Source organism: Paraburkholderia sp. GV068, from assembly GCF_003058125.1.
GTDB classification, from domain to species: Bacteria; Pseudomonadota; Gammaproteobacteria; order Burkholderiales; family Burkholderiaceae; genus Paraburkholderia; species Paraburkholderia graminis.
Genome location: NZ_QBUB01000001.1, coordinates 655,771 through 680,083 on the forward strand (window position 1 = coordinate 655,771; position 24,313 = coordinate 680,083).

At 64.1% G+C, this 24,313-nt stretch carries 18 protein-coding genes; 16 read left to right on the top strand and 2 right to left on the bottom strand.

Going from position 1 to position 24,313, the window contains the following annotated elements:
- Positions 1-3 precede the first annotated feature (3 nt).
- The 12 genes from C8K18_RS02990 to C8K18_RS03045 all read left to right on the top strand — a co-directional run bounded on the left by C8K18_RS02990 (position 4) and on the right by C8K18_RS03045 (position 11,815).
- Entirely contained in the window at positions 4-789 is a 786-nt protein-coding gene (locus C8K18_RS02990; RefSeq protein ID WP_107706606.1) for an ABC transporter permease, read from the top strand.
- Positions 790-808: 19 nt separating this feature from the next.
- Positions 809-1,819 carry an ABC transporter substrate-binding protein gene (locus C8K18_RS02995; protein ID WP_107706607.1) on the top strand — a complete coding sequence of 337 codons (1,011 nt, stop codon included), beginning with the start codon at positions 809-811 and terminating at the stop codon, positions 1,817-1,819.
- A gap of 53 nt (positions 1,820-1,872) precedes the next feature.
- Complete coding sequence (locus C8K18_RS03000) at positions 1,873-2,877, top strand: zinc-binding dehydrogenase (protein WP_181324813.1); 1,005 nt, start codon at positions 1,873-1,875, stop codon at positions 2,875-2,877.
- 27 nt (positions 2,878-2,904) lie between these two features.
- On the top strand, positions 2,905-3,375 hold the full coding sequence (locus tag C8K18_RS03005) for a PaaI family thioesterase (RefSeq protein WP_107706608.1): 471 nt from the start codon (positions 2,905-2,907) through the stop codon (positions 3,373-3,375).
- Positions 3,375-4,148 (top strand): VOC family protein, encoded by a 774-nt coding sequence (locus C8K18_RS03010; protein WP_107706609.1) that lies wholly within the window; start codon positions 3,375-3,377, stop codon positions 4,146-4,148. The genes C8K18_RS03005 and C8K18_RS03010 overlap by 1 nt, the downstream gene beginning before the upstream one ends.
- A complete protein-coding gene (locus tag C8K18_RS03015) occupies positions 4,145-5,713 on the top strand; it encodes a class I adenylate-forming enzyme family protein (RefSeq protein ID WP_107706610.1) in 1,569 nt (522 codons plus the stop codon). The genes C8K18_RS03010 and C8K18_RS03015 overlap by 4 nt, the downstream gene beginning before the upstream one ends.
- 16 nt (positions 5,714-5,729) lie before the next feature.
- Complete coding sequence (locus C8K18_RS03020) at positions 5,730-6,809, top strand: ABC transporter substrate-binding protein (RefSeq protein WP_107706611.1); 1,080 nt, start codon at positions 5,730-5,732, stop codon at positions 6,807-6,809.
- Complete coding sequence (locus C8K18_RS03025) at positions 6,806-8,122, top strand: acyl-CoA thioester hydrolase/BAAT C-terminal domain-containing protein (RefSeq protein WP_107706612.1); 1,317 nt, start codon at positions 6,806-6,808, stop codon at positions 8,120-8,122. Before C8K18_RS03020 ends, C8K18_RS03025 begins: the two co-directional genes overlap by 4 nt.
- Positions 8,119-8,877 carry an ABC transporter ATP-binding protein gene (locus tag C8K18_RS03030; protein WP_107706808.1) on the top strand — a complete coding sequence of 253 codons (759 nt, stop codon included), beginning with the start codon at positions 8,119-8,121 and terminating at the stop codon, positions 8,875-8,877. The genes C8K18_RS03025 and C8K18_RS03030 overlap by 4 nt, the downstream gene beginning before the upstream one ends.
- Positions 8,874-9,680, top strand: a complete 807-nt coding sequence (locus C8K18_RS03035) for an ABC transporter permease (protein WP_107706613.1) — start codon at positions 8,874-8,876, stop codon at positions 9,678-9,680. The genes C8K18_RS03030 and C8K18_RS03035 overlap by 4 nt, the downstream gene beginning before the upstream one ends.
- Before the next feature lie 805 nt (positions 9,681-10,485).
- Positions 10,486-10,791: a hypothetical protein gene (locus tag C8K18_RS33030; RefSeq protein WP_132384534.1), complete on the top strand. Its 306-nt coding sequence runs from the start codon at positions 10,486-10,488 to the stop codon at positions 10,789-10,791.
- Between the two features lie 331 nt (positions 10,792-11,122).
- Positions 11,123-11,815: a phosphatase PAP2 family protein gene (locus C8K18_RS03045; protein WP_107706615.1), complete on the top strand. Its 693-nt coding sequence runs from the start codon at positions 11,123-11,125 to the stop codon at positions 11,813-11,815.
- A 106-nt stretch (positions 11,816-11,921) separates the two neighbouring features.
- Here the strand turns inward: C8K18_RS03045 and C8K18_RS33565 are convergent, their stop codons facing one another.
- Positions 11,922-12,032, bottom strand: a complete 111-nt coding sequence (locus tag C8K18_RS33565) for a DUF2254 domain-containing protein (RefSeq protein ID WP_006051418.1) — start codon at positions 12,030-12,032, stop codon at positions 11,922-11,924.
- On the bottom strand, positions 12,022-12,243 hold the full coding sequence (locus tag C8K18_RS33570) for a DUF2254 family protein (RefSeq protein ID WP_308810910.1): 222 nt from the start codon (positions 12,241-12,243) through the stop codon (positions 12,022-12,024). The genes C8K18_RS33565 and C8K18_RS33570 overlap by 11 nt, the downstream gene beginning before the upstream one ends.
- Before the next feature lie 454 nt (positions 12,244-12,697).
- Between C8K18_RS33570 and C8K18_RS03055 the strand changes: the two genes are divergently transcribed.
- The 4 genes from C8K18_RS03055 (at position 12,698) to C8K18_RS03070 (ending at position 24,195) form a co-directional block, all read left to right on the top strand.
- Positions 12,698-13,342: a hypothetical protein gene (locus tag C8K18_RS03055; protein ID WP_107706616.1), complete on the top strand. Its 645-nt coding sequence runs from the start codon at positions 12,698-12,700 to the stop codon at positions 13,340-13,342.
- A 920-nt stretch (positions 13,343-14,262) separates the two neighbouring features.
- Positions 14,263-22,869 carry a GH36-type glycosyl hydrolase domain-containing protein gene (locus tag C8K18_RS03060; protein WP_107706617.1) on the top strand — a complete coding sequence of 2,869 codons (8,607 nt, stop codon included), beginning with the start codon at positions 14,263-14,265 and terminating at the stop codon, positions 22,867-22,869.
- A 78-nt stretch (positions 22,870-22,947) separates the two neighbouring features.
- Positions 22,948-23,391 carry a hypothetical protein gene (locus tag C8K18_RS03065; RefSeq protein ID WP_029970750.1) on the top strand — a complete coding sequence of 148 codons (444 nt, stop codon included), beginning with the start codon at positions 22,948-22,950 and terminating at the stop codon, positions 23,389-23,391.
- A gap of 390 nt (positions 23,392-23,781) precedes the next feature.
- Entirely contained in the window at positions 23,782-24,195 is a 414-nt protein-coding gene (locus tag C8K18_RS03070) for a type II toxin-antitoxin system HicB family antitoxin (RefSeq protein WP_053858329.1), read from the top strand.
- The last annotated feature ends 118 nt before the right edge of the window (positions 24,196-24,313 follow it).

Below are 24,313 nucleotides of genomic sequence, written 5' to 3' on the forward strand. Positions count from 1 at the left end.
GCCATGTCCACTGCGCCGTCTGGTTTGTCGTCCCGTTCATTTGCCGGACTCGTTGCCCAGCGCGCCGTGCTGGTTGCGCTGCTCGTCGCCGCCTGGTGGCTGGCATCGGTGCGTATGCCGCAATTCGTGCTGCCTGGCCCCGCGAAAGTCGGGGCCGCGTTCATCGCGCTGGTACATAGCGAGACCTTCTTCGACGATCTCGGCATCACGCTGTACCGGGTGCTCGCGGGGTTTGTGCTGGCCGCGATCGTCGGTGCGCCGCTTGGCATCGTGCTGGGTTCGAGTCCGCGCGCGGCGCGTTTTTTCGAGCCGTTGCTGTCGATCGTGAATACGGTTTCGTCGGCGATCTGGGCGGTGTTTGCGATTATCTGGTTCGGCATCTCCAACGCGACGACGATCTTCGTCGTGTTCATGACCGCGATGCCGCTGATCCTGACCAACGTCTGGCAAGGCGCGCTGACGGTGGATCGTCAGCATGTCGAACTGGCGCGCAGTTTCCGGATGACCTCCTCGCAGATCATGCGCAAGATTTTTCTGCCGACGATCCTGCCGCATTTCTTCGCCGGCGCGCGGCTCGCGTTCGGCTTCGGCTGGCGCGTGTCGCTGGTCGCGGAGACGATCGGCTCGTCGAACGGCATCGGCTACCGCTTGCGTCAGGCGGCGGACCTCGTGCAGACCGACCAGGTGTTCGCGTGGACCGTGACGCTCGTCGCGCTGATGCTCGCACTCGAATCCGGGGTGCTCAAACCGCTCGAACGGCGGCTCTTCCGCTGGAAAAAAACAGCTTAACCATAACGGGGCATAGACCATGAAGCGTATTCCTTTGCTGAAACACGCGGTATTGTCCGCGGCGCTCGCAGTGGGCGCCGTACTCGGGCTCGCGCAGACTGCACAGACCGCGCAGGCGGAGCCAATCCGCGTCGGCTACTGGACGAGCGGCGTGAGCCTCGGCTTCGGCGCGGTGCTCGAAGCGCAGAAATTCCTCCAGCAACGCGGCCTCGACGTCCAGTTCGTGCGCTTTGCCGACGTGAACGCGCCGAACCGCGCGCTCGCCGCGAATGCGATCGACTTCGCGTTCGCCGCGCCGGCCGCGGCGGTCTTCAGCACGGCGGCCGAAGGCGTGCCGCTGAAGATCGTGCTGGCCACGCAACCCGCCGACGTCGATTTCGTCGTGCCGGACGATTCGCCGATCAGGACGCTCGCGGAGCTACGCGGCAAGAAGGTCGGGATGTCGCCAGCGGGCAGTTCGGTCGCGGCCATCGCGACCGCGGTGCTGCAAGGCAACGACGGCATCAGAAGCGGCGACTTCTCGCTCGTGCCGGGCAACGAAAGCCGCCTCGCGCAATTCCTCGTGCAGAAGCAGGTGGACGCGGCCGCGCTGCGCTCGGTAACGATCGCGCAACTGCAGGAGCTGAAAGTGCGCCGGCTCGGCAGCTTCGGCGATCAGTGGAAGAAGCTGACGAAGTCCGACGCGACGCCGTATATCGGCGTGAGCGCGATCCGCGCCGACTATCTGGACAAGCATCCGCAAGACGTTGCGAAACTGATCGCGGGCTTGCGCAGCGCCTTGCAGTGGGGCGCTACGCACAAGAGCGAAGTGGCGGCGATCCTGCAAAAGAGCGCCAATCTGCCGGCCAACGACGCGCAAGCCTACGCCGCGCGCTGGTCGGACATCAATCGCGTGACCTTCGAGCCGATCGATCTCGACACGCTGAAACGCGAGCATCGGATTTTCGTCGACGGCGGTGTGATCAAGGGCGAGTTGCCCGACGATCTGTTCGTCACCGGCCCGTACATCGCATCGAAATCGATTCAATAACTATTCAGTAGAACCCATTGGAGCAGATCATGGCATCACCCATCCCTTCGACGATGAAAGCGCTCGTGCTGAACGAGCACGGCGATCTCGACCAACTGCGCGTCGTCACCGATAAGGCCGTGCCGGGCGCGGCGGCCGGCGGCGTCGTGATTCGCGTGCGGGCCTCCTCGTTCAACTATCACGACGTGTTCACCGTCAAGGGCATGCCGGGCATCAAGGTGCCGCTGCCGGTCGTGATCGGCCTCGATATGGCCGGCGAGATCGTCCAGGTGGGCGCGGGCGTGGACGGCTGGAAGGCCGGCGATCGCGTGCTCGTGAATCCGCTGAACCGCGAAAAAGGACTGATGGGCGAAATGCTCGACGGCGGGATGGCGCAGTACTGCGCGGTGTCGGCCGAACAACTGATCGCGTTGCCCGACGCAGTCAGCTTCGACGACGCATGCGCGTTGCCGGTCGCTTACGGCACCGCGCACCGGATGCTGATCACGCACAACACGGTCAAGGCCGGCGACCGTGTGCTGATTCTCGGCGCGAGCGGCGGCGTGGGCACGGCATCGCTGCTGCTCGCGAAGCAACTCGGCGCGGAAGTGATCGCGTGCGCCGGCAGCGACGAGAAAACCGCGCAACTCAAGGCGCTGGGTGCGGACCATGTCGTCAACTACAAGACTACCGATTTCTCGAAGTGGGCGATCGGCCAGTACGGCAAGCCGCAGCGCCGCAGCAATGAAGGCGGTGTCGACGTGGTGGTGAATTTCACCGGCGGCGACACGTGGGTGCCGTCGCTGAAATGCCTGAAACGCGGCGGCACGCTGCTGGTGTGCGGAGCAACCGCGGGCCACGCGCCCGCCGAGGATTTGCGCTACATCTGGAGCTTCGAGCTGAAGGTGCTCGGCTCGAACAGCTTCTACGACGACAACCTGCGCGCGTTGCTCGGCCAGATCGCCAGGGGCGAACTCAAGCCGCGGATCGATCGCGTGCTGCCGCTCGAAGAAGCCGCCGAAGGCCTGCGCCTGATTCGCGACCGCGAAGTGCTGGGCAAGGTCGTAGTCAATCCCTGAACACTGTCCGAATCAGAAGGAAGCAACATGAACGAAACGACATTGCCGGCGCCGCACGAGATCGAGGCGCGACTGCGTCGCGCGCCTTTTCATGAATGGCTGGGCCTGAAGGTGATCGCGGTAGCCGATGGCGAGATTGAACTGAGCGCGACCTGGCGCGAAGAGTGGGTCGTGAATCCGGACAAGCGCTACACGCACGGCGGTATTCTTGCTGCGCTCGTCGACCTCGCGGCGGACTGGGCGCTGGTGTCGACGACCGGCCGCGGCGTGCCGACGATCGATCTGCGCGTCGACTATCACCGCGCGGCGCTGCCAGGCGACTTGCGCGTGAAGGGCAAGGTCATCAAATTCGGCTCGCAGGTGTCGACGGCCGAGGCCCATGTGTACGACCTCGACGGCAAGCTCGTCGCGAGCGGCCGCGGCGTGTATTCAACCGCGGCAACCGCGGCAACCGCGGCAAGCACGGCGAGCGCGACGCCGCAGTCCGCGAAAAGCTGATGCTGAAGCTCGATCATCTCGTCATCAACACGCGCTTCGATACCGACGCGGCTCAGGGTTTGTTCGAGCAGCTCGGTTTCACGCTGGCGCCGCGCGGCTATCACACGCTCGGCTCGCTGAATCACGCGATCGTGTTCGGCGACCCCGACGACCACTACCTGGAACTGATCGGCCTGCCGGCGGACGGCAAGACGATTCGCGAGGAAATCGCGTCGAGCGCACTGGGCGCGGACGGTCTGGTGTTTCGTATCGACGACCCCGACGCGACCTTCGCCGCGTTGCGCGATGCCGGTCTCGAAGCCACGCCGCCGCAGACTTTCTCGCGCCCGGTGCCGCCGCTCGGCGACGCGCGCTTCACGACGGTTCGGCTCGCGCCGGATCAGTTGCCCGGCGGCCGCGTGTACTTCTGCCAGCATCTGACACCCGAGCTGGTGTTTCGCGACGAATGGCGCGCGCATCCGAACGGCGCGTATGCGCTCGAGCGCCTGCATCTGATCGGTGCGCCGGCGGACGCGTATGCGCGGTTGGGCGCGCTCGCACCGGGCTTCGAATTGGCGTTCCACACCCGTGGCGAATTCGACGCGCACTTCGCTCCGCTCGCGGAGCATGTGGTCGAGCGCACGCCGCGCTATGCGGCGATCACGGTTCGCACGCCGCAATGGCGCGAGATCGGCGAGCGGGCAACCGCGGCCGGCTTGCCGACGGTGACGCAACCAGACCGCACGCTGGTGGCGCTGCCGCGCTTCGATACGCTGCTGGAATTCGTTCGATGACTTTTCCGCTCAATCTCGGCGCGTTGATCGATCGCGATCAGGACCCGCACGCGCTCGCGCTGATCGACCTGGAGGAAGGGCAGCCGGCGCTTCGCTACAGCTTCGGCGAACTCGATGCGATGGCCGACGCCGTCGCGCGCGGTCTCAGTGCGACGGTTTCGCGCGGCGAGCGCATTGCGGTGCTGGCCGCGAATTCCGCGCAATACATCGCGACCGTGCTCGGCGTCATGCGGGCGGGGCTGGTCGCCGTACCGGTGAATTTCAAGTTTCCCCGCGCCCTGATCGCGGACGTGATCGCCGATAGCGGCGCGCGCGTCGTGTTCTGCGATCCGCCGCGCGCGGCGGACGTGCCGCCCGGACTGCCACGCGTGGTATTCGACTACCCGCAGCAGACACCGTTGCCCGACGACGCCGTCACGTTCTCCGCATTCACCGGCTACCGCAACACAGAGCCACATACGCCGTTCGACGCCCACGTCCCAGCAACGGACGAAGCCGCACTGATTCTGTATACGTCGGGTTCGACCGGTCGTCCGAAGGGCGTGGTGTTGTCGCATCGAAGCCAGCTGTGGGTCGTGCAGACGCGGCTCGCCGCGCAATCGCTGCACGACGAGCGCCTGCTGATCGCCGCGCCGCTGTTCCACATGAATGCGCTGGCGCTCGCGTTTCTGGCGCTGGCCGCGCGCGCGAGCACCGTGTTGTTGCCGCAGTTCAACGCGCGTCGATACATCCAGGCGATCGATGCGTGGCGCTGCACGTGGCTCACGTCCGTACCGCCGATGATCGCGATGATGCTGCAGGAGCGCGGGTTGCTCGCGCAGACCGATCTGTCGTCGGTGCGCTATGTGCGGATGGGCTCGGCGCCGGTCAGCGACGCGTTGCTGGAACAGATCCATGCGTTGCTGCCCAACGCGAGCGTCATCAATGCCTATGGGACGACCGAAGGCGGTCCGGTGGTGTTCGGCCCGCATCCGGGCGGTTTGCCGACGCCGCCGCGCGCGGTGGGCTTTGCGCATCCGCTGGTCGATCTGCGGCTCGCCGACGAACAGGGTGTGCCGGTCGGCGAGGAGGGCGAGTTGCAGATCCGCAGCCCCGGCCTGATGAACGGCTATCACAACCGCCCGGAACTCGCGCGGCCGTTCACGCCGGACGGCTTCTACCGAACCGGTGACGTGTTTCAACGCGACGCCGACGGCTTCTACACTTTCGTCGGCCGGCGCGACGATATGTTCGTGTCGGGCGGCGAGAACATTTTTCCCGGCGAAGTCGAGGCCGTGCTCGAACGTCATCCGTCGATCCAGCAAGCTTGCGTCGTGCCTGTCGCCGACGACATCAAAGGGACCAAACCCGTCGCGTTCGTCGTGCTGAAACCGGGTGCGTCGCTTGCCGCTGAAGACGTCAAGCGCTTTGCGCTCGAGCACGCGCCTGCGTATCAACATCCGCGTCACGTGTGGCTGGTCGACACGATTCCGCTCGCGTCGACCAACAAGGTCGATCGGACCACGCTCAAACGCGTCGCGGCGCAACGTGTTGCCGCCGATCCATCCGTCAGCAGGAGTCCATAAAAAAATGAAACCACGCATGAGAACACTTCACGCTACGCTGCTTAAGCTCGTTTGCAGTTCGTTCCTTCTTCTCGACGCCGTCAGCGCGCACGCGCTCGACGAGGTCACGGTCGGTCTCGCGATTCCGCCGGCCGTGCACGACGGCGCGCCGTACGCTGCCGCCGGCAAACTCGGGCTCTTTAGGGAAGAAGGGCTCGACGTGAAGCTGATCGTGTTCCAGGGCGCGGGCGCGCTGATTCCGCAAGTGGCGAGCAAGCGCATCACATTCGGCTATCCGACCGCGGAGCCGGTGCTGTCGAGCTATCTGAACGGCGGCACGCCGCTACCCGTGCGCTATTTCTACAACGGCGTGCCGGCCAACACGATGGAGTTCGCGGTGCTCGCGTCGTCGCCGGTGAAAACGATCGGTGATCTGAAGGGTAAGAAGATCGGCGTGGGCGCGCTGAGCTGGGGCACGATTCCGGGTGGCCGCGCGGCGTTGCGCGAAGCCGGCCTCAAACCCGGCGACAACGTCGACTACGTAGCGGTCGGCGCGCTGGGCGCGGGTTTTCATGCGCTGAAAACCGGTGCTGTCGATGCGCTCAATTTCAACAGCAGTTGGGACGACATGCTCGAACTGTCGGGTACGCCGATCCGGCGCATCCGCTACCCGGCCGTGTTCGACGAAACCGCGGGCAACGGTTTTATCGCGCATCGCGATACCTTCACCGAGCATCCGGATCTGATCGCACGCTTCGGCCGCGCTTACACCAAGGCGCAGGTCGTCTGCCAGGCGAATCCGGCGTTCTGCGTGAAGGCGTTCTGGGCCGAACATCCGGAATCGAAACCACAAGGCGACGACGCAAAGAACCTGCAGCAAGCGGTCGAACTGCTCAAGCGCCGGCTCGACCGCGTGCTGCTGGGCGCCGACGGCAAACCGCGCCAGCCCGGCGCCTACAACCTGCCGGCCGTGCGGGCGAATCTGGCGGAAATGCAGAAGGTCGGCGAATTCCCGAAGGGCGACGTGCCCGTCGAGCAGATTTTCTCGAACCAGTTCGTCGCCGACTTCAGCCGCTTCGACGCGGCCGCGCTGCGCGAACGTGCGAGGCAGCAATGAGCGCGCGCATCGAGGTGACGCCGCGCGTCGCGCTGATCGATGTGGCGCGCGCGATCGTGCTGTCCGGTTTTGCGCCGCGCGCCGAAGTCGACGTGACCGCGCGGCAGCGGCAGCACGACGGCAGCGAATGGGAGAGCGTCAACCGTTTCGTCGCGGACGAGCGCGGCTCCGTCGATCTGCGGACCGCCGCGCCGGTGTCCGGCGACTACGCGGGAAGCGGCGCGCAAGCGCTGGGCATCGTCTGGTCGATGCGCTGCGTGAAGGAGGCGCCCGGCGTCGACGGCATCGCGCCGTTGCACGTCGATATCGAAGCACGCGGCGAAGCACGCGAGGTGCGCGACGGGCCCGATGCGATCGCGCGGGCGTCGTTCATGCAGCAGATCGTGGCAGAGGGCGTGACGCGTCGCGAGATCCGCGAACACGGCGTGGTGGGCACGCTGTTCGTGCCCGCGACGCCCGGTCCGCATCCGGCCGTCGTCGTGCTCAACGGGTCCGGTGGCGGGATCAACGAGCCGCGCGCCGCGTTGTATGCGGCGCACGGGATCACGGCGCTGGCGCTTGGCTATTTCAAGGCGCCGGGACTGCCGCCGGCCATTTCCCGCACGCCGCTCGAATACTTCGCGCAGGCGCTCGACTGGTTGCGGCAGACCGTTCGGCCGCGCAACGGCTTCGTGGCGGTCGCCGGCCAGTCGCGCGGCGGCGAACTCGCGCTGCTGCTCGGCGCGACGTATCCGGAGCGGGTATCGGCGGTGATCGGCTACGTACCGAGCGCGGTGCTGCACGGCACGCTGCGCGCGGGCGCCGTCGGCGAGGCGCCGGACGCGGTCGCCTGGACACTCGGCGGCAACGCGCTGCCGCACGTGTGGGACGACAACCGTCGTGCGGACTGGAGCGCGTTCCGGCATCCACCGGCGCCCGGCGAGCCGATCCGCCAGGCGCCGGCGTTCGTGTCCGCACTCGACGACGCCGACGCGGTGGCCCGCTCGCGGATCGCGGTCGAGCGCATTGCCGCGCCGATCCTGCTGATCTCGGGCACCGACGACGGCTTCTGGCCGTCGACCCGTTACGCCGACATGATCGTCGACGACCTGACACGGCGCGGCTTCGCGCATCCGGTCGAGCATTTGCGCTATGAGGGCGCCGGCCACTCGATCCTGTTCCCGCACGTGCCGACCACGTTGGTCGCGCGCCCGCATCCGGTGGCCGGCGTGCGGATCACAGCGGGCGGCATGGCGGCGGCCAATGCGCACGCAAACGAAGCGTCGTGGCCGCGCGTGCTCGAATTCGTCAAAGCGGCGAGCGGCGCGGCATGAGTTCGATCGCTGCGTTTGCCGCCGAACGGATCTCGGTGCGCTATCAAACCCGCAGCGGCGCGATCGACGCGCTGCGCGACATCGACCTGCGCATCGCGGACGGCGAGTTCGTGGCCGTGCTCGGACCGTCCGGCTGCGGAAAATCGACGCTGCTGAAAGTCGCGGCCGGCCTGATCGCGCCGACGGGCGGCAGCGCGACGATTGGCGGCAAGCGGCTCGACCGGCCTGGCCGCGACGTCGGTGTCGCGTTCCAGAAGCCGAACCTGCTGCCGTGGAAAACCGTGCTCGACAACGTGCTTTTGCCGGCGCGCACGCTACGGCTTGCCTTAGGCCCGGCGACGCAGCGCGCGCGGGACTTGCTGGAACTGGTCGGCCTTGCCGCATTCGCGAACAACTATCCGGCAGAACTTTCCGGCGGCATGCAGCAACGCGTCGGGCTCGCGCGGATGCTGCTGCACGATCCCGGGTTGCTGCTGATGGACGAACCGTTCGCCGCGCTCGATGCGATGACCCGCGAGGCGCTGACGCTCGAACTGCAACGCATCTGGATGGCTCAGCGCAAGTCGGTGCTGTTCATCACGCACAGCATTCCGGAAGCGGTGTTTCTGGCCGACCGCGTGGTGGTGATGTCGGCGCGGCCGGGTCGTATCGTCGACGATTTCGCGGTGCCGCTCGAGCGTCCGCGCACTGCCGACACGATGGCGAGCGCCGCGTTCGTCGATGCCTGCCGTTATCTGAGAGGACATTTCCAATGACCGCCCGACGCGTGTTACCCGCGGTGCCGGCCTTCGTTTATCCGCTCGTCAGTCTGCTCGTGGTGATTGCCGTCTGGCAGGCCGCGGTGCGGCTGTTCGCGATTCCCGATTACATCCTGCCGGCACCGCAGCAGGTATTCGACGCGCTGGCGAGCGGTTTCGCGGACGGCACACTGTGGCCGCACATCGGCGCGACCCTGGTCGAAACGCTGGCCGGCTATGCGATCGGCTCCGCGCTCGCGGTGCTGCTGGGCGCGTTGCTGGCCGAGTCGCGGATGTTCGAGCGCTTCGTGTTTCCGCTTCTCGCCGGCCTGCAGGCGATGCCGAAAGTCGCGCTCGGGCCGATCATCCTCGTGTGGTGCGGTTACGGCAGCGCGTCGAAAATCGTGCTCGTGGTGCTGGTATGTTTTTTCCCGCTGTTCATCAATACGGTCAACGGACTGCGGCGCGCCGACCCGGATCTGCTCGACGCGTGCCGCGCATTTTCCGCGTCGCGGGCGTTTCTGTTCCTGCATGTGAAGCTGCCCTCGGCCGCCTCCGAGATTTTCAGCGGCTTGCAGATCGGCATTTCGCTCGCGCTTATCGGTGCGGTGGTCGGCGAGTTTTTGTCGTCGCAGCGTGGGCTCGGTTATCTGATCAGTTCGTCGTCGGTGAACATGAGTGTCTCGACGATGTTCGCGGGCGTCGTGCTGCTTGCGGTGATCGGCGTGAGCGGCGCGCAGACCGTGCGCGTTGTGCAACGCCGCGTGGTGTTCTGGGAGCAACGAACCACGCGGACCGTCGCCGAGGCGGACGGCGGCTGAGACTCAGCAAAGCGGGTGCATGCGCAGCCACAGGGCGTTCGCTAACGAGCGACGTGAAGACGCCTGATGAGTACCACCGCGGTCATCGAGCTATCGAAACAGGAGCCGTCTCTGCTGACTGCGCTATCCGACGCTTTGACGCCTGCCCGGCCGATCGCGATGCCGGCATTGATTAAGTAGACGTCCGAAACGGCAAGTTCGCGGCGAATCGCAAACTTGCCTGCGATCAAATGCAGGGCTTCCTGTTGAACCGGCCGTTGCGTGCCGCCGATCTTCTCGCGTTCCTGCGCGCCGGTGCTGACCGGATCGTCGCTACGGGGAGCGCCTGCCCCATGCCTGCAGGATGAGTGGAAACCCGGTGCCTCGCATGGTTCGACGCCTGGAGTGTCATCGACTGCGCGATGCTTTGAACCGCCTCGCTATACTGCGCCGATGACCGTTCCAGGTCCCGAAGCTGGCGTTCATACGGCATTGGTGTGAGCGGCAGAAGTGGCTGGGCTACGGTCGTCTGCGCGACGCGCGGGTCGTGGGTTCAGGCACACGGCGGCATCATGCAGAGATCGGCCATGAAGAGTCTTTCGCGCCGTTGGATGTGCGGACGCTCAATCGTCTCAATCTCACGGCGAAGCCGCCCTGTGCCCGACGGCAATTGACGCGGTTCGGGCCGTCGGCATCGTTATCGTGCATTCCGGCGCGAGGCATTCGAATGTGAACCGATCTTCCATTTCCCCCGGCGTCAGAGAGTGTCGCGCCGGGGTGCACGCGCAGATGTAACCCGTGAGCCGGACACGCGGGAGCGCAGAAAATGGCTGCTGATTCCGAACTGAGCCGTCGCTCGTCGGACTTTGTCCGGGCCAAGATGGGAGAGCAGCCGGTGAAGTGGCCGACAGTACCTTTACCAAACCACCGCATGTTCCATGGTGAAGCCCGGCGAGACGCAACGCCCCGCCAACCACGCTTTTCGCCCGACTCCTATGATCTGGTCTACCGCGCGGCAAACAAGCGCCAACGGCCGGAGAAGGTTCGATGCCACACCGATCCGGCAAATGTCGCGGAGGAGAATAGAGCGACGGATGTCTTCAACAACGTTGCCGGCCGAAAAATCGCCTAAAGGACGCTATCGGCCATACATCTGTGGTCGCCCGGCTGCGCGACCTGGAAGCCAAAGGCGAACGACCCCATGCGAGGTTCACCGGATCCAGACGGACGTGGTGTCGAGAGCATATACCCATGCTCAAACGGTAAGGCGCTGCCGCAACTCCCGGCGACCGCCACGCGCTTTCTCAAGGAGGCTTGCGGCGTTGACGGCTAACGTTTGTGAGTGTGAAGCATGTGCTGCGACGACACGCTCGAGAGGTCGGATATCGATGAACTCGTCATCGCTCCGATCCAACGTTTGGCTGCGCAGTTCCATAACTAGAAGATCGGGAGAAGATGCAAAGATGAACCCTTTCGATACGGCAATCCAGGCTTTTCTGACGCACACTGCGATGACTTGCGGTGTATTGAACCACCCGATAAGAGTCATCGCGGACCTCTACACATTCAAAGGCCTGGTGCTCGTACCCGTATTGTGGTGGATATGGTTCAAACCCAGCCAGCGGGGCGAATGGGAGCGTGAAATGGTTGTCGCGACGATCGCGAGCGGTCTTCTCGCACTCGCGGTGTTCAGGCTTATCGCCCGATATTTGCCATTCCGGATGCGGCCCATGTTCAATCCCGACCTGCACTTCAATTTTCCGTCAGGTGGCCTCGATCCGGCCGTACTTCCCGCGTGGAGTTCGTTTCCGAGTGACCACGCGATGTTGTGGATTTCGGTTGCGATGGGAATTTTCCTGGTTCGACGCGGCGTCGGCGTGCTCGCACTTTTATACACCGCGATCGTCATATTACTGCCGCGCGTTTATCTCGGCTGGCACTATCCGACCGACATACTCGCGGGGGCGGCGATTGGGGTGATCATCACCTGGTGCATGACTCGGGACCCCATTAGGACCCGCTTTTCAGCTCCGATCCTCGGATGGATGCAAAGATTCCCCGGGCCTTTCTATGCCGTGATGTTTGCTTTGTGTTTTGAACTGGTGACCCAGTTCAACGAGCTACTGGTTCTCGGCCGGTCCCTGGTGCAAGGCTGACGGTCGCGCGATCGAGCAGTGCCAATTCGACGCGCAACGCGTCATGACGATGTTCCGGAAGGCTCTGAACGAGATTCTCAATGGCCGCGGGCAGACGTCGCGCGATCTAAACGCTGCCCGCGCCGTACTGTCGTATCTCGCGAAAACTGATATGCACGAAGTCTTCCCAATTGGGCGTCCGCAAGATCATGCGCACCTGCCCCGACTTATCCACCATCTCTTCGATGTGCGGAGACCGTTTGCCCACCACGCGCAATAGTCGGTGCAAACTGGTCGATGGCAAGCACGGCCGTCGTCGGATCGTTGATCGCCGCCGACAGCGCTTTCAGCGCAATATCGACCAGGATGCGAAACGCGAACATAGGGTCCTGCTCGATGCTGCGTTCCGTCCCGAAAGCGACCAGGGTGCGGAGCCTCCTTTCATCGATTGCGCCACAATTCCGTACAGATAGAACAGGGGTTCGTCCACCGCGACGAAATCACCCACTTGCGGTACGAATTCAATGATTGAGTCAGTGCGCCGCGCCTTGGCCACCAGCCATTCCAGATTCACCGCCAGAACGATGCGAGATTTGCCGCGATGATGAACAATCCGATCCGGTACGCCTCTGTCCTCCTCGCGTCCGGCGGGGTAAGAAGCATTCGAAAATCTCTTGCAATGCTGAGGATGCCGGATCATCAATCCCCATAGCTACGATGCATCCGACTCCGGCGAAAGGGACGGCGGCACAAGCCGTGCGAGCGCCGCCGCGCAAGCGGGAAAAAGTGTAATGGGGCAGAATTGGATGGTGAGCACCTTCAAACGCGCGTGAGAGGAAGCGGTGCCAGACTTCGGTCATCAGGGCTTTCCGTTACCGAGGCAACTTTGCTGTAGAGGAATCAATGAAGAAAGGAAAGACAAAACTCACCCGCCATGATGCTGAGCGCCTTTTCGAGGGGCTGCCCGTCAGTAAGACGACAGGATCGAACCGGCCGGAGAACCCATTCGAAGCAGGGGTGTTCGACGTGGTCGAGCGCGTCGACGACGAAACCAAACTCTGGAAAGACAGCCTCATTACTCTTCCGATGTCGATCGAGTTGCCGACCGGCTACGAGTCGGTCTCGCGCCTGCGCGAGGCGATGGCGCGGGCCTGGCGCGTGAAGTGGGTGAGGGAGGGCAAAAACGAGGTTGTCGCGGAGTTTCCGGAAGGGTGGACCGCCGTTCGCCCCGAGACCGGCCCCATAGAGTTGCGAGATCCGTCCGGCGTGGTCCGTGCCTTATACGGGTGGGCCACGGATGCGGAACTCAGGATTCTTCCACGGTACGTTGTTGAGTCGCAGGCGAACAGATCGAGCGGACTGGGCAGCTTGCTTGTCCGTGATCGCGGGACCGGTCAAATTCTCGAGAGGTCGTCAACATGGTCGGCTCGAACCGGTACCAACCATCCAGATTGGACCAGGCTGTCGGCGTGGCTCAGCTCACGCTATCCACAACACCACGACCCGCTGAGGTACTGGGAAGATTGCGAGGAAAACACACAAAACTGAGTAGCGGTGCAAAGTAGCTACCGACGGGCAACGAGACAGAGCGCGGCGATATCGTCGCGAGTCCCCTTAGTCGGTCCACCCTATCGCTACGTTCGGACAGGGCGTTTGCTCCGATGGCATCGTGCATGCATGGCATGCGCCGGTAAATCCAGACGATCCGGCGATCGTCGAGTTGGCCGACTCGTCGGGAACGCATCTACACGGTACTCGAAAAAATATAAATCGCGACAGCGTCACCAGATGCGTTCACACTGGGCGACATGGCCGTTGCTTTCGCGACGGGCAAAACCGGGGAACCATATTGGCGAAGAGCACGATGCGCGGTAATCGCGAAGTTAAAAAGCCCAAACAACCCAAAAAGGTAGTGTCTCCTGCGGTAGGCGTGTCCCCAGCGCTTGCCTCGAAGACCACCGCAGGCAGCGCACCGGCCAGGAAGAAATAGCAGGCGCCTGGGACACGGATCCGTGTCCTTTCTGCTCCATCGTTTCCGTATGTTCAGCCGCAAGCTGCGTCGACGGGGCTGTGCATACGTGCTCCCGCCCGTCGCCGATTGCGGCACCGGTCACATCGAAGCTTATCTGCCAAATTTAGTGTGCCCCTCGACGGCAGCTACCGTTTTGCGCGGGGGCGAGTCATTGCCGACCGCTTCCGCAGAAGCCGCATAGCTGCTTGGTTGTCCTGACGGTTCCTCGCGTGTCCGCCCACACCGTGAATCAAGCCACATCCCGCAGGCGTGCATGCAGGCGAAGGTGGGGTGTGGCCTCGCCGAAGGAAGATCCGATCATGTTCCAACTCGATGAGCCGTCGGTCGCTATTACGATGGCAAACCCGACGGCAAGCGCTGTGCGCGCCGCTAACATGACACGCCACCGCGACCGGTCCACCCGGCCGAACTCATCGGCGCCGCAGGAAGTGCGCCTGTGAAAACGATCCTCCGGTATGTCGCGAGACATCGTTCGCCGTCGGCGCCGTGGACCGACACCGCGCCGGTGCGCGAAGAGCTGTTCGGCGTCGAACGGCTCGAGCAACATGCGGAAAGCCTCGCTGCCGCGCAACCGGTCACGAAGACACCGCCTGCCGTTTTATCGCTGCACACGAGACTGAACGATAATGCCGCGGTCCTGCTCGCGGCCTACCGCGCGAGCGCCGAAGAACTGGAGCGCGGCCGGGGCGTGGTGCCCGCCGCGGAATGGCTGCTCGACAACTATCACCTCGTCGAGGAGCAGATCCGCGAGATTCGTGACGACTTGCCGCCCGGCTACTACCGTCAGTTGCCCAAGCTTGCCGCAGGTCCGTTCGCCGGGTATCCGCGCGTGTTCGGTATTGCGTGGGCGTTCGTTGCGCATACCGACAGCCACGTCGACCCGCAGATCCTGCGGCGTTTCATCAGCGCGTATCAACGGATTCAGCCGCTGACAATCGGCGAATTGTGGGCCGTGGCGATCACGTTGCGCATCGTGCTGATCGAGAACCTGCGACGCCTGACTGACCAGATTACTGCTGGCCGCAGCGCACGCGCTGACGCCGATGCACTCACCGACCGTCTGCTCGAATCGGGGAGTGCCCGTTCGGCGCTCGAAGCGGACATTTCCACGCGCTCCTCAGGCCTGTTGTCGGAGCTGTTCGCCGCACAGCTCGCAAAACGGCTGCGTGACCAGGATCCGCGCATCACGCCGGCACTTGGCTGGCTGGAAGAGCGGCTCAAGCTTCAGGGCGTCTCTGTCGATGAAGTCGTGCAACACGCACAGCAGCGGCAGGGCGCGTCGAACGTCACCGTGCGCAATGTGATCACCAGCATGCGGCTGATTTCCGACATCGACTGGACCGAACTGTTCGAGAGCGTGAGTCTTGTCGACGCGCGGTTGCGCGCGGACAGCGGCTTTCCGACGATGGATTTCCCGACGCGCAACTTGTATCGCAGCGCGATCGAGCAACTGGCGCGCGGCTCTTCTTTCACCGAACTCGAAGTCGCCGGACTAGCGCTGGAATCGGCCCGGGTGGCGGCGCTGGAAGCAGGCGATGGCGCACATGCGCAACGCGCCGGCGACCCCGGCTATCACCTGATCGCCGAGGGCCGGCGAGCACTGGAGCGGGCGATCGGATTCCGGGCGCCTGCGCGTCTGCGGATCACGCGCCTCAACGTCCGCCTCGGCATCCACGGCTATGTCGCCACAATCCTGACGCTCGCCCTGGCGTTACTCGCGCTCGCGTTGTGGGCACTATCCACACTAGCGCCGCCCGGTACCGAAGCCTGGGTACTCGCGCTGTTTGCCGTATGCGCATTCCTGCCTGTCACCGAGGTCACGACCGCGCTAATCAATCGCGCGGTGACATGGAGTTTCGGCGCAATCACGTTGCCCGCTCTCGAACTGACTGCCGGCGTGCCGTCGTCATTGCGCACACTGGTTGCCGTGCCGACGCTTCTGACGAGCGAAGCCGATCTGCGCGAGCAGGTCGAACGCCTCGAAGTGCATCACCTCGCGGGAGCCGGTGGCGACCTGTCCTTCGCGTTGCTCGCGGACGGGCTCGATGCGGATCAGGAAGTGCTGCCGGACGACGCACACCTGCTCGCCGTGGCCGCCGGCGCGATCGACGAGCTGAACCGCCGTTACGAGCCAGGCCCCGGCGGAAGCCGTTTCCTGCTGCTACATCGCCGCCGCGTGTTCAATGCGAGCGAGAACAAATGGATGGGCTGGGAACGCAAGCGCGGCAAGCTGCACGAACTCAACCGCCTGCTGCGCGGTGCGACGGATACGACCTTTGTGTCGATCGCCGGCCGTGCACCGCAGGTGCCGCCCGAGGCGCGCTACGTCATCACACTCGACGCCGATACGCGTCTGCCACGCGACGCCGCGCTGCGGCTGATCGGCAAGATGGCGCATCCGCTGAACCGGCCGACGTTTAGCGACGCCGATCAACGCGTGGTCAACGGATACGCGATCCTGCAACCGCGTGTCACGCCATCGCTGCCCGTCGGGCAGGAAGGGTCACTGCATCAGCGCGTCTTCTCCGGCCCCGGCGGGATGGACCCGTACGCGGCGGCGGTGTCCGATGTCTATCAGGACCTGTTCGGCGAAGGGTCGTATACCGGCAAGGGCATTTACGACGTCGATGCGTTTGAGGCGGCTTTGCGTGGACGCGTGCCCGAAAACGCGCTGCTCAGTCACGATCTGTTCGAAGGGATTTTTGCGCGCGCCGGACTCGCGTCGGATGTCGAGGTGGTCGAGGAAGTGCCGTCGCGTTACGACGTGATCGGCAAGCGCCAGCATCGCTGGACGCGTGGCGACTGGCAATTGCTGCCGTGGATCGTCGGCTATCGCGGCCGGGACCGACACGCGATGCCGTCGATCGGCCGCTTCAAGATGCTCGACAATTTGCGCCGCTCGCTGCTCGCTCCCTTCATGGTCGCCGCGCTCGGCCTATGCTGGCTGATGCCGATCCACGCCGGAATGGCAAGCTCGCTGCTGGTGCTAAGCGCGCTCGCGATTCCCGCATTCCTGCCGACGCTGTTCGCGATCCTGCCGCGCCGCAGCGGCATCCATCTGCGCAATCATCTGGACGTGCTGGCCGCCGATGTGCGGCTCGCAACCTTGCAAACAGTTCTGTCGACCGCGTTCCTCGCTGACCAGGCGTGGCGCATGGGCGATGCGATTCTCCGCACGCTGATACGGCTGTTCGTGACGCATCGCCGGCTGCTCGAATGGACCACCGCCGCCCAGTCGAAGGGCAGCCCCCGCCTCGACTTGCGCGGCTTTTATCGGCAGATGAAAGGCGGTGTCGCGCTCGGCCTTGTGCTGCCGGCTGGTGCGATCGCGTTCGCACCCTCGCACTGGCCGCTAGTGCTGCCGTTTGCGCTGTTATGGCTCGCCGCGCCGGCGCTCGCGCTGTGGTCGAGCCGGTCGCCGACCGTCGCGCGGCGTTTCGCGATGGCGGACGCGGACGCACGCGGCCTTCGCCTGATCGCGCGACACACGTGGCGTTTCTTCGAGACCTTCGTTACGCCGGCAGAGAACATGCTGCCGCCCGATAATTTCCAGGAAGATCCGAAGCCGGTCGTCGCGCACCGCACCTCGCCGACCAACCTCGGGCTCTATCTGCTGTCGGCGGTTGCTGCGCGGGATTTTGGCTGGGCGGGGACGACGGAGACCGTCGAACGGCTCGAAGCGGCGTTCGCTTCGATGCACAAGCTCACGCGTTTCAAGGGGCATTTCTATAACTGGTACGGGACGCTCGATCTCCAGGTGTTGGCACCGGCGTATGTTTCGTCGGTCGATAGCGGCAATCTGGCCGGTCATCTGATCGTTCTCGCCAACGCGTGCGAAGAGTGGCCGCATGAATTGCTCGCGCCGGCCGCGCGGTCCGGATTGATGGATAACCTGCGACTCGCGCGTGAAGCCATCGACACGCTGCCCGCCGCAGGCGGTGAACATGGCAGGCAACTGGTTGCGATCCTCGAAGAGATCAGCAAGCAGTTGCACGGTCCGCAGGCGTTCGAAGCGCTGTCGCCATCGCTCACGCGGCTGACCGAAAAGGCCGCGAAGGCAGCGCGTGAACTCGTGCCCGCCGGCGGCGGCGATAGTTCTGCCGACCTGATGTTCTGGATCGATGCGTTGAGTAAAAGCCTGGTCGAACATGCCCGCGACCGGCAACAACTCATCGCGGCACCAGAGTTTCTGCAGGCACGCCTGAAGTCGCTCGCCGATACGTCGCGGGCGATGGCGCTCGACATGAACTTCGCATTCCTGCTCGATCCGGAACGCAAGCTGCTGTCGATCGGCTATTCCCAATCCGACAACAGCCTGGACGTGAACTGCTATGACCTGCTGGCGTCCGAAGCGCGTCTCGCAAGCCTGTTCGCCATCGCGAAAGGCGACGTGACGACGCGCCACTGGTTCCGCCTCGGTCGCGCTGCAACGCCGGTCGGTGACGGCTCGGCGCTGATCTCGTGGTCGGGGTCGATGTTCGAATACCTGATGCCCTCGCTGGTGATGCGTGCACCGGTCGGCAGCCTGCTTGAGCAGACAAGCCGCCTGGTGGTGGAACGGCAAGCCGCGTATGGGCGTTCGCTTGGCATCCCGTGGGGCATTTCGGAATCGGCGTACAACGCACGCGACATCGAATTTACCTACCAGTATTCGAATTTCGGCGTGCCCGGCCTTGGCCTCAAGCGAGGGCTTTCGGAGAACCGGGTGATCGCACCGTATGCAACGGGGCTAGCCGCGATGGTCGACCCACTAGCCGCGCGAGAGAACTACGCACGACTCGCCGCGCTCGGCGCGCTGGGGCGCTATGGTTTCTACGAAGCACTCGATTTCACCCGCTCGCGGCTACCTGAGAACGAGGATGTTGCGATCGTGCGCAATTTCATGGCCCATCATCAGGGCATGACGATCGTGTCGATCGCGAACACGTTGCTCGACGCGCAGATGCGGGCACGTTTTCATCGCGAACCCATGATCCAGGCCAGCGAACTGTTGCTGCAGGAGCGTATGCCGCGCAATGTCGCCGTCGCGCATCCCCGTGCCGAAGAAGTGAAAACGTCAGCAACGGTCGCCGGCGTCGTGCCGCCGACCGTACGGCGCCTCACAGCGTCGGCCGTTGCCGGCGCGGCGCCCGTGACACACCTGCTGTCGAATGGACGCTACGCCGTCATGCTGACTGCGACCGGCGCCGGCTACAGCCGTTGGCGCGATCTCGCCGTGACGCGCTGGCGCGAAGACGCAACCCGCGACGATTGGGGTTCTTTCATCTTCCTGCGCGACACGCAGAGCGGCCACGTGTGGTCGGCGGGCGCAAAGCCGGCTGATAGCGCTGCCGATTACGAAGAGGTTGTGTTCGGCGAGGACCATGCTGAATTCATCCGCCGCGACGGCTCGTTGACAACGACGATGGACGTACTGGTTTCCGGTGAAGCAGACGGTGAAGTGCGCCGCGTCTCGTTGGCCAACAGTGGACGCCGCGCGCGCGAGATCGAACTGACATCCTATGCGGAAATCGTGCTCGCGACGCCGGCTGCCGACAACGCGCATCCCGCCTTCTCACGGATGTTTGTCCAGACCGAGCACCTTGCGGAGTTCGGCGCGCTGGTGGCCACGCGCCGTCTGCGTTCGCACGACGAAAGACAACTGTGGGCTGCGCATTTCGCGGTTGTCGACGGCGAGATCGTTGCCGAGCCGCAATACGAATCGGATCGCGCGCGCTTTCTGGGACGCGGGCGCAACGCCGGCACGGCGGCAGCGATCTTCGACGATCAGCCGCTGAGCAATACTGCCGGGACCGTACTCGATCCGGTCCTTGCGCTCAGATATCGCGTGCTGGTGCCGCCGGGCAAGGTCGCGCGCGTGACGTTCTGGACAGTAGTGGCCGAGTCGCGAGCGCTGTTGCTCGATCTGGTCGACAAACACCATGACCGCAACGCGTTCGACCGCGCCAAAACGCTAGCCTGGACGCAGGCTCAGGTGCAGTTGCGTCATCTCGATGTCGAAGCCGACGAGGCTGCGGATTTTCAACGCCTCGCCGCGCCGGTTATTTACGCCGATGCGCGTTTCAGGGCGCCGTCGGACACGATCGTTCGAGGAGCAGGTCCTCAGTCCGGAGTCTGGCCGCACGCGATCTCGGGCGACCTGCCGATCGTGCTGCTGCGTATCGATGACGTCGAGGACATCGCGCAAGTCCGGCAATTATTGAGGGCGCACGAGTACTGGCGGATGAAGCGGCTGGACGTCGATCTCGTCATCGTCAACGAACGGGCTTCGTCTTATATCCAGGAGTTGCAGGGTGCGATCGAGACAGCCGTGCGCAGCAGCCAATTGCGGCCGCGTATCGGCGAAGAGCTCGCGCAAGGAGCGGTCTTTACGCTGCGCGCCGATTTGATGAGCGTGGAGGCGCGGGCGCTGCTGCAATCGGTCGCGCGTGTCGCGTTGATTGCGCGCCGCGGTTCGATCGCCGACCAGCTCGCGCGCTTGCCGCAGTCGCCGGGACAGCCATTGGCGCTACGCCGGCAGAAGCCGCCGATGTCGTCGCCATGGCCCGCGGCGCCTCATCCGCCTCGCGCGCTTTCGCCGGTTGCGTCGAGGCTCGAGTTCTTCAACGGTCTGGGCGGCTTCGATAAAGACGGCCGGGAATACGTGAGCGTCCTCGTGGGGGGCGCGACCACGCCCGCGCCGTGGATCAACGTGATCGCCAACTCCGGCTTCGGCTTTCAGGTCGCGGCGGAAGGCAGCGGCTACACCTGGGCCGAAAACAGCCGCGAGAACCAACTCACGCCGTGGTCGAACGACCCCGTCGAAGACCCGGCCGGCGAAGCCATCTATGTGCGCGACGAAGTCACTGGCGATGTATGGGGCGCCACCGCGTTGCCAATCCGCGACGGCGGGACGTATGTGGCGCGTCACGGGCATGGCTATAGCCGCTTTGAACACGAGGCGAATGGCATCGCGCTCGACTTGCTGCAATACGTGCCGCTCGCCGACCCACTGAAGATTTCGAGGCTGACGTTGCGCAATCTGTCCGGCATGCCGCGCCGTCTGTCCGTGACGGCGTGGATGGAATGGGTGCTTGGCAAATCGCGCGGCGCATCCGGACCCTTCATCGTGACGGAAATCGACTCCACTACCGGCGCGATGCTGGCGCGCAATCCGTGGAGCATGGGGTTCGCGGGGCGAGTCGCGTTCGCCGACCTGGGCGGCCGGCAGACCTCGTGGACGGCCGACCGCACCGAATTTCTCGGCCGCAACGGGCGGACTGCGGCACCCGCCGCGCTAACCGGCAACGCGCCGCTGTCTGGCGCAACCGGCGCGGGCCTCGATCCATGCGCGGCGTTGCAGCGCGTGATTGAGCTGGGCGTGGGTGAGACCGTCGAAGTCGTGTCGTTCATGGGGCAGTGCGCGTGCGTCGAAGACGCACGCGCATTGATCGAGCGTTATCGCAAGGCCGACCTCGACGCCGTCCTCGCCGAGGTGACGACCCAGTGGCAGAACGTGCTCGGCACCGTCCAGGTCAAGACCCCCGACCGCGCGATGGATCTGATGCTAAACGGCTGGCTGCTGTATCAGACGCTCGCATGTCGCGTCTGGGCACGCTCGGCGTTCTATCAGGCGAGCGGCGCGTATGGCTTCCGCGATCAGTTGCAGGACGGCATGGCGTTGACGCTGGCGCAGCCGGACGAGGCCCGGCGACATTTGTTGCGCACTGCGGCGCGGCAGTTCATCGAAGGCGATTTCCAGCACTGGTGGTTGCCTCAGTCGGGGCAAGGCGTGCGCACGCGGATTTCCGATGACCGCGTGTGGCTCGCGTTCGCGACGGCGACTTACATTGGCTGCGCGGGTGACGTCGCGATTCTCGACGAGATCGTGCCGTTTCTCGATGGACCGCCACTGCGACCTGGCGAGCACGATGCGTTCTTCCAGCCGATGGTCGCGGATGAATCAGCGTCGCTGTTCGAGCATTGTGCGCGGGGCCTGGATCAATGTATGGAACTGACCGGCGAGCACGGTTTGCCTCTGATCGGCACGGGTGACTGGAACGACGGCATGAACCGCGTCGGTGCGCACGGCAAGGGAGAAAGCGTTTGGCTTGGCTGGCTCTTGTTGCGGACGATCGAATTGTTTGCCCCGCTGGCTGAATCGCGCGATGCGGTTTCCGTTGCGCATGCTGCACGCTGGCGTGCGCATGCGGGCTCGGTGCGCGAGGCGCTGGAGCATGAAGCATGGGACGGCGAATGGTATCGCCGGGCGACGTTCGACGACGGCACGTGGCTTGGCTCAAAAGACAGTGACGAGTGCCAGATCGATTCGATCGCGCAGTCGTGGGCGGTGCTGTCCGGCGCGGCAGATCCCGCCCGCGCGGCGCTGGCGATGACCTCGCTGGAAAAGCACCTGATCCGTCCGGAAGACGGGCTTGCTTTGCTGTTCACGCCGCCATTCGATAAAACGTCGCACGATCCAGGCTATATCAAGGGCTATCCGCCGGGGCTGCGTGAAAACGGCGGGCAGTATAGCCACGCAGCGATGTGGGCGATCCTCGCGTTCACCAAAATGCGCGAGGGCAACAAGGCCGCCGCGCTGTTTTCACTGCTTAACCCCGTCAATCATGCGCGTACGCCGACAGAAGTCGACCGCTACAAGGTCGAGCCCTATGTCGTCGCCGCCGATGTGTATTCCGTGCCGCCGCACGCCGGGCGCGGTGGCTGGACCTGGTACACGGGGTCCGCTGGATGGATGTACCGGGCGGGTGTCGAGGGCATTCTCGGGATTTGTCGCGAGGGCGGTTTTCTTGTGATCGATCCGTGTATTCCGGACACGTGGCCGGGGTTTGAAGCAACGGTGACGATGGATTCGACGCGGTATGAGATTCACGTCGAAGCCGCTGACGAGCTCGATGTGACGCGCGCGGTGCTCGACGGCGCGAGTCTCGAATGTGGTGATGGACGGGTGCGCGTACCGCTCGATGCCGGCTCGCACAAGCTCCTGATTTCGCTTTGTCTCCGCGTAAGGGAAGACGTGAACTCGGGCGCGTACGTCGCGTGACGAAGCACGCATCGTGCTCCGAAAGGAAAACAGGAGACGAATAGTGGTAATGACAGGCAAATCCGACCGGAGCAAACGATGTTGGCATGGCACTACACCACGGGACAAAAGTTCCGGCAGATCAGCGCAAGCGGGATGCTCATCCCCGGCGGCATCGGGGCCGAGCCCACCGGGACGCCTGTACTGTGGTTTTCGCGTAATCAGCATTGGGAGCAAACCGCCGGCGACGAGTGCCATGAGACTGGGCAATCGGTGCGCCGTCTGACGATGCGTGAGACTTACGTGGCGAGCGGCGGGCTCGTGCGGTATGGATGCGATGTTAAACGCCTGTACGCCGGCGAAGTGCTGCGGCGAAAAGCACAGATGACCCACGAAGTCTGGGCGGCCTTGTATGCCGTTGGGAAATTGCAGCAGGCGTATCCTGCCGCGTGGTGCGGCTCGGTTGACTCAATGCCGGTTGATGGCATGGTAGTGCACGTGTTGAGCGAATCATTCAAATGGCAGCGCTTCGAAGCATGCTAGCCGATTGTCCGTCATTGATAATCGGGCTTTCTGGACCTGCATGAGCAGGCCGTCCCGGCGATGCAGGCGCGACGCACGCTTTCCTTTCACACTGTCACGATTTAGTTTGCTTTTCGACGGCCATGAGCGCATGGTGAAGATCGAGATGTACCTGACGGCCCTTTTTCGCATCCGGACAGGTATCGGTTCATGACGGTCAGTATCGCTTAAGGAGCGCGCGATCATGACCATCTCCACTATCGAATACAGAGAGTACGAGCTATGTACGTACTCTCACCACGCATTCCTTCTGCATCGTGATCCGTATGCCAAAGGACCCAGGCAGTTCCCGTCGTTCGTACGCTATGACGTACCGCATGCGAGTCAGCACGCAGCTGAGTGGAGCAGGTCATGCAATATCCGCTTTATGTGCACCGTGACGGAACTGCCGGCTTTCGCGCCAGTTTTCCCGATCTTCCCCGAGCAGTTGCGAGCGGCCATTCGTTCGATAAGCTGAGACGCAACGCGCAAGAGGTTGTCGAACTGATGTATGACCGCAGCGAGCAACTCATACCCGCTCCAACCTGCAGTACATCCGAATTGCAATCGCTCGACATGGACGATGGGCAAGGGATCTGGATGTTCGTCGAGATCAACCTGACGCGGGTTACCTCGAAAGCTGTGAGCGTTCAATTCAGTCTGCCCGAGAGTCTGCTGCAGCGAGTGGATGCTGCAGCAAAAGGGCGACACTCGACGCGCTCCATGTTCTTTACGCTGGCTGCCGTGCACGAACTTGGAAACCGGGACGAAGGGCAATTGTCCTAGATGCCGGTTTTACGGTGGGTGTTCGCGGACGGCTTCCATCGCGCGCCACGACCGCGTCAGCATTCAAAACCCGACCTTGCGATGGGTCGCGTCGTCCCGCTATCGGGGCGACGCCGAC

Bases quoted from the DNA above. Each gene is read 5' to 3' on its own strand.
- C8K18_RS33030 (WP_132384534.1), top strand. From the start codon at position 10,486: ATGGCTGCTGATTCCGAACTGAGCCGTCGCTCGTCGGACTTTGTCCGG.
- C8K18_RS03030 (WP_107706808.1), top strand. From the start codon at position 8,119: ATGAGTTCGATCGCTGCGTTTGCCGCCGAACGGATCTCGGTGCGCTAT.
- C8K18_RS03070 (WP_053858329.1), top strand. From the start codon at position 23,782: ATGCAATATCCGCTTTATGTGCACCGTGACGGAACTGCCGGCTTTCGC.
- C8K18_RS03005 (WP_107706608.1), top strand. From the start codon at position 2,905: ATGAACGAAACGACATTGCCGGCGCCGCACGAGATCGAGGCGCGACTG.
- C8K18_RS03055 (WP_107706616.1), top strand. From the start codon at position 12,698: ATGAAGAAAGGAAAGACAAAACTCACCCGCCATGATGCTGAGCGCCTT.
- C8K18_RS03045 (WP_107706615.1), top strand. From the start codon at position 11,123: ATGAACCCTTTCGATACGGCAATCCAGGCTTTTCTGACGCACACTGCG.
- C8K18_RS02995 (WP_107706607.1), top strand. From the start codon at position 809: ATGAAGCGTATTCCTTTGCTGAAACACGCGGTATTGTCCGCGGCGCTC.
- C8K18_RS03025 (WP_107706612.1), top strand. From the start codon at position 6,806: ATGAGCGCGCGCATCGAGGTGACGCCGCGCGTCGCGCTGATCGATGTG.
- C8K18_RS03035 (WP_107706613.1), top strand. From the start codon at position 8,874: ATGACCGCCCGACGCGTGTTACCCGCGGTGCCGGCCTTCGTTTATCCG.
- C8K18_RS33565 (WP_006051418.1), bottom strand. From the start codon at position 12,032: ATGGTGGATAAGTCGGGGCAGGTGCGCATGATCTTGCGGACGCCCAAT.
- C8K18_RS03015 (WP_107706610.1), top strand. From the start codon at position 4,145: ATGACTTTTCCGCTCAATCTCGGCGCGTTGATCGATCGCGATCAGGAC.
- C8K18_RS03020 (WP_107706611.1), top strand. From the start codon at position 5,730: ATGAGAACACTTCACGCTACGCTGCTTAAGCTCGTTTGCAGTTCGTTC.
- C8K18_RS03065 (WP_029970750.1), top strand. From the start codon at position 22,948: ATGTTGGCATGGCACTACACCACGGGACAAAAGTTCCGGCAGATCAGC.
- C8K18_RS02990 (WP_107706606.1), top strand. From the start codon at position 4: ATGTCCACTGCGCCGTCTGGTTTGTCGTCCCGTTCATTTGCCGGACTC.
- C8K18_RS03010 (WP_107706609.1), top strand. From the start codon at position 3,375: ATGCTGAAGCTCGATCATCTCGTCATCAACACGCGCTTCGATACCGAC.
- C8K18_RS03000 (WP_181324813.1), top strand. From the start codon at position 1,873: ATGAAAGCGCTCGTGCTGAACGAGCACGGCGATCTCGACCAACTGCGC.